Consider the following 9,455-nt stretch of genomic DNA (forward strand, 5'->3'; position numbering starts at 1 on the left):
AGGTGTATAGATGCAATATTCCTTCGATTTCGCCCCTGTTTTTGCCGCTTGGCCCATGTTTCTCGAGGGCGCCATTCAAACACTAAGGATGTCTGCCATCTCAATGGTTGCCGGCCTTTCGCTGGGCATTGTCTTTATGTTGATGCGCATGAGTAAACTTGCCGCCGTGCGGATGATTGCGGTGGGCTATATCGAGCTTATCCGCAACACACCGTTTCTCGTCCAGATCTTCTTTATCTATTTCGGCATGCCGACGCTCGGTATCAAGTTGGACGGCGAAGAGGCAGCGATCCTCGCAATGTCACTCAACTGCGCGGCATATGCCGCGGAGATCGTTCGCGGTGGCGTGCAGTCGATCCGGCCTGGCCAGATCGAGGCGGGCAGGGCGCTTGGCCTGCATACGATCGACATTTATCGTTTCATCGTTTTTCGACCGGCAATCCGTGCGGTCTATCCGGCGCTCTGCAGTCAGTTCATCCTGATGATGCTGAATTCGAGCCTTGTTGCGTCGGTCTCCGCGGAGGAACTGACCTACATGGCGCAGACGCTGGACGCCCAAACCTTCCGCAGTTTCGAGATCTATTTCGTCCTCGGTGCGGTCTACCTCCTGCTGTCCCAGTTCTTCTCTGTCGCATTGCAGCTGGTCGGCAGAACCTACTTCTCCTATCCGACAAAGTGAGGCCAAATCGATGATCCGTGAATTTGGTTTCGGAGAGTTTCTATTCCTGTTGGAAGGTGCTCGCTGGACAGTCATCCTCTCTCTTCTCGCGTTCACTTTTGGCGGAGCGCTCGGTCTCGCAGTAGCGCTCGGTCGTACCAGCAAATGGACAGTCCTGCGCGGCCTTATGGCAACCTACATCCAGATCTTCCAAGGGACGCCGCTCTTGGTGCAGTTGTTCTTCGTCTATTTTGGAATGCCGGTATTTGGCCTCAAAGTCGATATTTGGGTGGCGCTGACCGTTGGCCTGTCGCTGCACACCAGCGCGTTTCTCGGCGAGATCTGGCGTGGCAGCATCCAGGCCGTGGCGCCGGGTCAAAGCGAGGCCGCCCGCGCGCTTGGTATCGGCTATGTCTACCGCATGATCGACGTGGTCCTGCCTCAGGCCTTCCGGATCGGTTTGCCCGCCACCATCGGCTTCCTGGTGAACCTTATCAAGGGGACTGCTCTTGCTGCACTCTTAGGCCTGACTGAGCTTACCCGCTCGGGGCAGCTAATGGCGAACATCACGTTTCAACCACTGCAAGTCTACGGGGCGGTCGGGCTCGTCTACTTCTTTATCTGCCTGCCCCTGACATACTTCAGCGCAAGAGTCGAACGGCGCCTCAACGCCGCGAGATAACAAGAAGAACGCATATCAAAACCAACCAGAGGTAACCAACATGTTCAATTCAGCACCGACCATCTCGCGTTCCAGGTTCCTGTCCGGTCTTACGGCGGTCATTCTGACGGCGACTGCCTTTGCCAACACTGCAGGGGCTGTGACGCCGGAAGAGATCAAGGCAAAGGGCACGGCCGTCATTGGGGTTCAGATGGATCAGTTTCCCTGGGGCTTCATCGACCAGAACGGTCAAAACGAGGGTTTCGACATCGAGCTTTCCAAGCTGATTGCCCAGGAACTCGGCGTCGAGGTGAAGTTCGAACGCATCACCGGCCAGAACCGCATTCCTCTGCTCGTCAACGGCAATGTCGATTTCCTCGTGCCTTCTATGACCATTACGCAAGAGCGCGCCAAGGTCATCCAATATGTCATTCCCTACTCGTCGAACGACATCACCGTCTGGGCAAAAAAGGATGCTGAAATCAAGGGTAACGAGGATCTCGGTAAATACGTAATCGGCGTCAACCGAGGCAGCGTGTTCGAACCGGTTTTGGTCAAGGCTGCGCCGCCGGAGACAGAAATCAAGCGCTTCGACGATGATGCGACGACAGTGCAAGCACTGCTTTCAGGCCAGGTCGATGCGATCCTTGGGAGCGTCACATACGGCCTGGTAATCAAGGAAACAGGACACAGCGCCGAATTCGAGCGCAAGTACAAAGTTGCCGACAATTTCCAGGGAATGGCGGTGCGCAAGGGCGATCAGGATATGCTCGCCTACCTCACAGATTTTGTGACCCGGCATACCGCGGACGGATCGCTTGACGCGCTCTACAAGAAATGGATTGGCGTGGATCGCGCCGCGCTTCCGACGACATTGCCGGGTGTCGATTTCACCGGCAAGCAATAACGCTTAAGCTCTGCGCGTTCATTTAGCCGTCGCGCAGCGCACCCGAAACATCAACCACTGAAGAGCTTTTTGCCCCCGCCTGTCTGTGCGGGCGGGGAGTGCCGCCGCACGTCGAAAAACAAGCCTTCCCGGGCGCGGCGCAACAACAGCTCGTTTACGGAGCATGAGTGAAGAAAATGGCGAAAGATGGCAAGCAAATTAGGGTCGGCGTCGATATCGGTGGAACCTTTACCGATGTCGCGATGGAAGTGGGAGCCACGCTCCATTCGATCAAAGTGCTGACCGACTACTCGTTTCCCGAAAACGCAATCGTTGAAGGCATTCGACAGGTCGCTGAGGTCGCGGGCGTGGATCTCTCCGAGATCGATACGATCATCCACGGCACCACGCTCGCCACCAATGCCTTGATCGAGCGCCGGGGTGCGAAAACTGCCTTCATCACCACCAGGGGGTTCCGTGACGTCATCGAAATGCGCACGGAGAGCCGTTTCGAACAATATGATCTCGATATCGTACTGCCCGCACCACTGGTTTCGCGCAACGAGCGCTTTGTACTTGACGAGCGCATCGGCGCCGACGGTTCGGTGCTCAAGGCGCTGGACCTTTCCGAAGTCGATGCCCTCTGCGATCGCATTGTTGCTGCCGGTTATCAAAGCGTCGCGATTGGCTTCATACATTCCTACTTGAACGGCGCGCATGAAAAAACCGTTCGAGACCGGCTACTTGCCAAAAACCCGGACATCTCGGTGTCAGTGTCGTTCGAGGTCTCGCCGCAAATGCGCGAGTTCCAGCGCTTCAACACGGTGTGCGCCAACGCCTTCGTCAAGCCCCTGATGGCTTCCTATCTCAACCGCCTCGTTGGTCGCTTGACGGATGAGGGAACCCGATGCCCGATCTTTATGATCCATTCTGGCGGCGGGATCATCAGCGTCGAAAGCGCCATCGAATTCCCGGTTCGCCTTCTTGAATCCGGTCCCGCAGGCGGCGCAATTTTCGCCGCTCATATCGCCAGCAGCTACGGGCTCGACCAGGTCCTCTCCTACGACATGGGCGGGACAACGGCCAAGATCTGCCTGATCGAAAAACAGACGCCCAAGACGTCTAAGACATTCGAGGTCGCTCGCACCTGGCGCTTCAAGAAGGGCAGCGGCATGCCCATATCCATTCCGGTCATCGAAATGGTCGAGATCGGCGCCGGGGGCGGTTCGATTGCAACCGTCGACAGCATGCGCCAGATCCGCGTTGGACCCCACAGCGCCGGTTCCGAGCCAGGGCCCGCCTGCTATGGGCGTGGCGGTAAGAACCCGACCGTCACTGATGCCGATCTCATTCTCGGTCGTCTTGACCCCGACGAGTTTGCCGGCGGTGCAATGAAGCTCGATCGCTGTGCCTCTGACAAGGCAATGGATCAGGATGTGGCGTCTAAGCTTGAGACCAATGTTGCGACCGCTGCTTACGGGCTTAGCGAAGTGGTTGACGAGAACATGAGCAACGCCGCGCGAATGCATGCCGTTGAAAACGGCAAGGAGCTTTCGGAGTTCACGATGATTGCCTTCGGCGGTGCGGCACCTATCCATGCCGCCCGGCTGTGCGAAAAGCTTGGAATGTCGGATCTTTTGATTCCACCAGGCGCTGGTGTCGGCTCGGCAATCGGTTTCCTGAGGGCTCCATTCGGCTTTGAATCCGTTCGAAGCGCCTATAGCCGTCTAAGCCGCTTCGAGGCGAAAGCGATCAACACCACCATCAGCGACTTGATCGCTGAAGCGACATCCTTCGTGCGCTCAGGAGCGCCGGACGCGGAACCGGGTCTCGAATGCACTGCCTACATGCGCTATGTCGGTCAGGGCTGGGAAGTACCAGTCACCATTGAGGTGCGTGATTACATCGATAGTGACGGCGCACTGTTTCGCAAATTGTTTGACGAACAGTATGAGCAGTTCTTCGGCCGCGTGATTGACGGGCTTGATGTCGAGATCGTCAGTTGGTCGCTGCGTGCCACTTCAAAGGTGATCCCGCCTGAGCGGATCGGCAAGACCGCTAAGGGAGCAGCCGCCGAGGTTCGCGGCACGCGTGAAATCTTCGACGTGCAGGAAGGCAACTTCCAAAGTGCCGCGATTGTCTCCCGCAATGACATGAAGCCAGGCGATTGGGTCGCCGGTCCGGCGGTCATCACCGAACGCGAAACCTCGACCATCATCACAGCGAGCCGCGAAGTCGTCATGCAGTCCGATGGCTGCCTGCTCGTGCGTGCCAAGCAAGCTGCCTGAACAGAGGGAAAACCATGAAAACCAATGCACTTTCTGACGTCCACATGCAGATCATGTGGAACCGGCTAATCTCCGTAGTTGAGGAGCAAGCGCTTACGCTGATCCGCACCGCGTTCAGCACCAGCGTGCGTGAGTCGGGTGACCTGTCTGCCGGCGTGTTCAACCGCGGCGGAAAGATGATAGCTCAGGCCGTGACCGGTACACCCGGCCACGTCAACGCTATGGCGGAAGCCGTCGGCCACTTCATCCGCGACATCGGCCCTGAAAGCATCTTCGAGGGTGACGTCTATATCACCAACGACCCGTGGAAGGGCACGGGCCACTTGCACGACTTCACCGTCGTCTCGCCGAGTTTTCGGGAAGGGGATCTGGTTGGCTACTTCGCCTGCACCGCGCACGTAGTCGATGTAGGCGGTCGCGGTTTCGGGCCGGATGCCAACGAGGTCTACGAAGAAGGCATCTTCGTCCCGATCATGAAGTTTGCCGAACGCGGCGTTGTCAACAAGGACCTCGTCAACATCTTGCGCAACAATGTGCGCGAGAGCCATCAGGTGGTCGGCGATGTCTATTCGCTCGCAGCTTGCAACGAGATCGGTCATCGCCGGCTCATGGACATGATGGACGAATTCGGTCTTACGGATCTCGAAACCTTGGCCGACTTCATCTTCAAGCGCAGCTACGATGCGACGATCGAACGGATTGCGGCCCTGCCGAAGGGTTCCTATTCCAACGTAATGCGGGTCGACGGCTATGGCTCGCCGATCGACATCGCCGTGCGCCTCGATGTGGCGAACGATCATATCCTTGCGGATTTCGAAGGGACCTCGCCGCCCAGTCCGAAGGGTATCAATTGCCCGATCATCTACTCCGCAGCCTACGCCTGTTACGGTCTCAAATGCTCGATCGCGCCGGAGATCCCGAACAATCACGCCTCCCTGCTACCGTTCCGCGTCATGGCTCCGCAAAACTGCATTCTCAATGCGCAACATCCCGCACCGGTCTCGGTGCGCCACGTCCTCGGGCATCTCGTTCCGGACGCCGTACTTGGCGCCGTGCACAAGATGCTTCCTGGTCGCGTACCGGCGGAAGGGGCGGGTGCCTTGTGGAACCTGCACGTCAGCGTGCGGCCGTTGCAGGGTGAAAGGGCGCCGGCTGATGGCGGCCAGCGCGCAGAAGTCCTGCTCTTCAACAGTGGCGGCGCCGGTGCACGTTCCACGCTTGACGGTTTGAATGCCACGGCATTTCCAAGCGGCGTGCACTCGATGTCGATCGAGGCGACAGAGCACGTCGGTCCGGTCATCTTCTGGCGTAAGGAACTGCGCGACGGTTCGGGCGGCGCCGGCCAGTTCCGAGGCGGCCTGGGGCAGGTCGTGGAAATCTCGCCGACCGAAGGTCACGAGATGCATTTCAACGCCATGTTCGACCGCGTCGAACACCCCGCGCGCGGCCGCAATGGCGGCGAGAACGGCGCTCCTGGCGCAGTGTTGCTCGACGACGGAACGCGCTTGGCCTCGAAGGGTCGGCAACATGTTCCCGCTGGTCGCCGGTTAATTCTCCAGCTTCCTGGCGGCGGCGGCTATGGCCTGGCAGACACGCGCGATCCAACAGCCGCTAAGCGGGACAGCGATTTCGACTACGTCCCTACCAGATAATCCTCCCGGGGGCCGGGCGGGGCGGAAGCTTCGTCCGGCTTTAAATGTCAATCAGTCCAAGGAAGCCGGAGATGAACTTCGAGAACAAGCGCGCAGCGGGCATAAAGTCATCGCCCAGCATGGCGATCGCAATGGCTGCGAAGAAATTGATTGCCGAGGGCCGCGATATCATCGACCTGTCGCTTGGCGAGCCGGATTTCGAGCCGCCGGCACACGTTGCTGAGGCGGCCTGCGAAGCCATTCGTCAGGGGCGGGTGCGCTATGGCGCGCCGGCGGGTATGGAGAGCCTGCGACAGGCGATCGTGAGCAAGTTCAAAACGGAAAATCAGCTGAACTATGCCGCTGACGAGGTGATGGTCGCCAATGGCGCCAAGCAAATCCTGTTTGACGTATTCCTCGCCACGCTTGAGCTTGGCGATGAGGTCATAATCCCGACGCCTTGCTGGGTGTCCTACGGCGACATCGTCTCCCTGCACGGAGGCGACCCAGTCCATGTGAGTTGCGGGCCCGAGGTCGGTTTCAAGATCGACCCTGAGCGGCTGGAAGCATCGATCACGTCCAAGACCCGATGGTTGCTGCTGAACTCGCCATCTAACCCCACCGGAGCTATCTATTCGGCGCAGGAGTACCGAGGACTTGCCGAAGTGCTCGCCCGCCAATCCGCAGGTGTTGGTGCTTTCGGACGAAATCTACGAGCACATCCTGCTTAGGGAGGCACCCTTTATATCTTTCGCGTCGGCCTGCCCAGAACTGCGTGAACGAACGCTGATCGTCAACGGTGTGTCCAAGGCATATGCGATGACCGGCTGGCGCGTTGGCTATGCTGCCGGCCCAAAAGCGCTCATCGCGTCGCTTAATAAGATGCAGTCGCAGAGCGTAACGTCCGTCTCGACCGTAGCGCAGGCGGCAGCCCTCGCGGCACTAACCGGCGATCAGGCTTTCGTTGCCAAAGCTGCTCGAACCTTCGCGGACAGGGCGAAAATCATGTCGCAAAGGCTTGCAGGGATGGAGGGCATCGATTTCACTCCGCCGGAGGGCGCGTTTTACGCGTTCATCGGCGTGGGGAAGCTGTTCGGGCGGAAGCTAAGCGGAGAGGTGGTCGTAGACGACACAACGTTTGCCGCTCACCTACTCCAGCAGTTCGGCCTATCGAGTGTGCCAGGTGCGGCTTTTGGCGCGCCGGGTTTCATTCGTCTGTCAATCGCCGCCTCCGAGCGCGAGCTGGAACGTGCCTGCGAACGCCTGGCCAGCATGGTGCGATCGCTGAAAGCCTGAAGAGGCGCACACCCAATCCAATCAAAACAAATCAACTAGGAGCATCGCTATTCGGTGCTTCCTTCAAAGGAGGGCTACACCCATGAGAACTGAAGAATTGAAAAAGGTGCTTGGCGCCGGTCTACTTTCCTTCCCCGTCACGCATTTCGATGCGGAGGGAAAGTTCAATGCCAAGAGCTACGGTGAGCACGTCAACTGGCTCTCAGGCTACGATGCAGCCACGCTGTTTGCCGCGGGCGGCACGGGCGAGTTCTTTTCGCTCGCGCCAGAGGAAATCCCGCAAATCGTGCGCGTTGCCAAGGAAGCTGCCGGCAAGACGCCGATTGTTTCAGGCTGCGGCTATGGCACGAATATGGCCGCCTCCATTGCAAGGTCTGTTGAAAAGGCCGGGGCCGACGGAATTCTCCTCCTTCCGCACTACTTGATCGACGCTCCGCAAGAGGGACTCTATCAACATATCAAGGCCGTTTGCCAATCCACCGGTATGGGCGTGATGGTCTACAATCGCGACAATTCCGTGCTCCAGGCCGATACGCTCGCGCGGCTTTGCGACGAATGCCCCAACCTCGTCGGCTTTAAGGATGGTACCGGGGACATCGCCCTTGTGCGCCAGATTACGGCGAAGATGGGTGACCGATTGACCTACCTTGGCGGTATGCCGACCGCCGAGCTCTTCGCAGAAGCCTATCTCGGAGCTGGGTTCACAACCTACTCGTCCGCCGTGTTCAACTTCGTGCCCGGTCTGGCAATGGAGTTCTACAAGGCGTTGCGCGCCGGCGAACGCGCGAAGTGCGAAAAGATCCTTCTCGACTTCTTCTACCCCTTCATGGCGATCCGCAACCGCGCCAAAGGCTATGCAGTTTCGGCGGTAAAAGCGGGTGTACGCCTACAGGGCTTCGATGCTGGTCCTGTCCGCTCACCGCTTCACGACCTGACGGGGGAGGAAATGTCCATGATGGAAACCTTGATTGGTCAGCACAGGCGTTAATAGGTAAAACGGTCGCCCTTGTCCCGCATGATGAGGGCGACCCTATTCATTTTCTCGCAGGAGGTCCCATGACATTGCACCAAAACCTGATTGCCGGCGAATGGGTTGGCGGTGATGGCGTTGCCAATATCAATCCGTCCGACACCAACGACGTGATCGGGGAATATGCCCGCGCCTCGGCCGACGATGCGAAGGCGGCGATTGCCGCGGCCAAGGCGGCCTTTCCGGCCTGGTCGCGCTTCGGCATCCTCGAGCGCCATGCGATCCTTCGAAAGACCGCAGACGAGATCCTGGCGCGCAAGGACGAGCTCGGGCGANCCCATGACATTGCACCAAAACCTGATTGCCGGCGAATGGGTTGGCGGTGATGGCGTTGCCAATATCAATCCGTCCGACACCAACGACGTGATCGGGGAATATGCCCGCGCCTCGGCCGAGGATGCGAAGGCGGCGATTGCTGCGGCCAAGGCGGCCTTTCCGGCCTGGTCGCGCTTCGGCATCCTCGAGCGTCATGCGATCCTTCGAAAGACCGCAGACGAGATCCTGGCGCGCAAGGACGAGCTCGGGCGACTGTTGTCGCGCGAAGAGGGCAAGACGCTGGCGGAAGGCATCGGCGAGACCGTGCGCGCCGGCCAGATCTTYGACTTCTTTGCCGGTGAGGCGCTGCGATTGGCTGGCGAGGTCATCCCCTCGGTGCGCCCTGATATCGGCGTCGAGATCACCCGCGAGCCGGTCGGCGTCGTCGGCATCATCACGCCATGGAATTTCCCGATCGCCATTCCCGCCTGGAAGATCGCGCCGGCGCTCTGCTATGGCAACACCATCGTCTTCAAGCCGGCCGAACTGGTGCCMGGTTGCTCCTGGGCGATCGTCGAYATTCTCCAKCGCGCCGGCCTGCCGAAGGGCGTGCTGAACCTGGTGATGGGCAAGGGCTCGGTCGTCGGCCAGACGATGCTCGACAGCCCCGACATCCAGGCGATCACCTTTACCGGCTCGACCGGCACCGGCAAACGCGTGGCACTGGCCTCGGTCGAGCACAATCGCAAA

At 59.2% G+C, this 9,455-nt stretch carries 8 protein-coding genes and 1 pseudogene; all 9 read left to right on the forward strand.

The window, feature by feature from the left end:
• The first annotated feature begins 10 nt into the window (after positions 1-10).
• Positions 11-679, forward strand: coding sequence for an amino acid ABC transporter permease (locus tag ASD52_RS22995; protein ID WP_057209675.1), 669 nt, complete (start codon positions 11-13; stop codon positions 677-679).
• A 10-nt stretch (positions 680-689) separates the two neighbouring features.
• Complete coding sequence (locus ASD52_RS23000; RefSeq protein ID WP_057209673.1) at positions 690-1,340, forward strand: amino acid ABC transporter permease; 651 nt, start codon at positions 690-692, stop codon at positions 1,338-1,340.
• A gap of 40 nt (positions 1,341-1,380) precedes the next feature.
• Entirely contained in the window at positions 1,381-2,226 is an 846-nt protein-coding gene (locus ASD52_RS23005; RefSeq protein ID WP_057209672.1) for a transporter substrate-binding domain-containing protein, read from the forward strand.
• Between the two features lie 176 nt (positions 2,227-2,402).
• A complete protein-coding gene (locus ASD52_RS23010; RefSeq protein ID WP_057209670.1) occupies positions 2,403-4,493 on the forward strand; it encodes a hydantoinase/oxoprolinase family protein in 2,091 nt (696 codons plus the stop codon).
• A 14-nt stretch (positions 4,494-4,507) separates the two neighbouring features.
• Positions 4,508-6,145, forward strand: a complete 1,638-nt coding sequence (locus ASD52_RS23015) for a hydantoinase B/oxoprolinase family protein (RefSeq protein WP_057209669.1) — start codon at positions 4,508-4,510, stop codon at positions 6,143-6,145.
• Between the two features lie 71 nt (positions 6,146-6,216).
• Positions 6,217-7,420: pseudogene (locus tag ASD52_RS23020) on the forward strand (pyridoxal phosphate-dependent aminotransferase).
• Between the two features lie 82 nt (positions 7,421-7,502).
• Positions 7,503-8,408 (forward strand): 5-dehydro-4-deoxyglucarate dehydratase, encoded by a 906-nt coding sequence (kdgD, locus tag ASD52_RS23025; protein ID WP_057209666.1) that lies wholly within the window; start codon positions 7,503-7,505, stop codon positions 8,406-8,408.
• A gap of 68 nt (positions 8,409-8,476) precedes the next feature.
• Positions 8,477-8,725: aldehyde dehydrogenase family protein (locus ASD52_RS23030; RefSeq protein ID WP_156613014.1), on the forward strand; the 249-nt coding region annotated here is incomplete at its 3' end.
• 4 nt (positions 8,726-8,729) lie between these two features.
• A partial coding sequence (locus ASD52_RS23035) for an aldehyde dehydrogenase family protein (RefSeq protein WP_156613010.1) occupies positions 8,730-9,455 on the forward strand: 726 nt, incomplete at its 3' end.

This window comes from Ensifer sp. Root142 (assembly GCF_001426785.1).
GTDB lineage: Bacteria > Pseudomonadota > Alphaproteobacteria > Rhizobiales > Rhizobiaceae > Ensifer > Ensifer canadensis.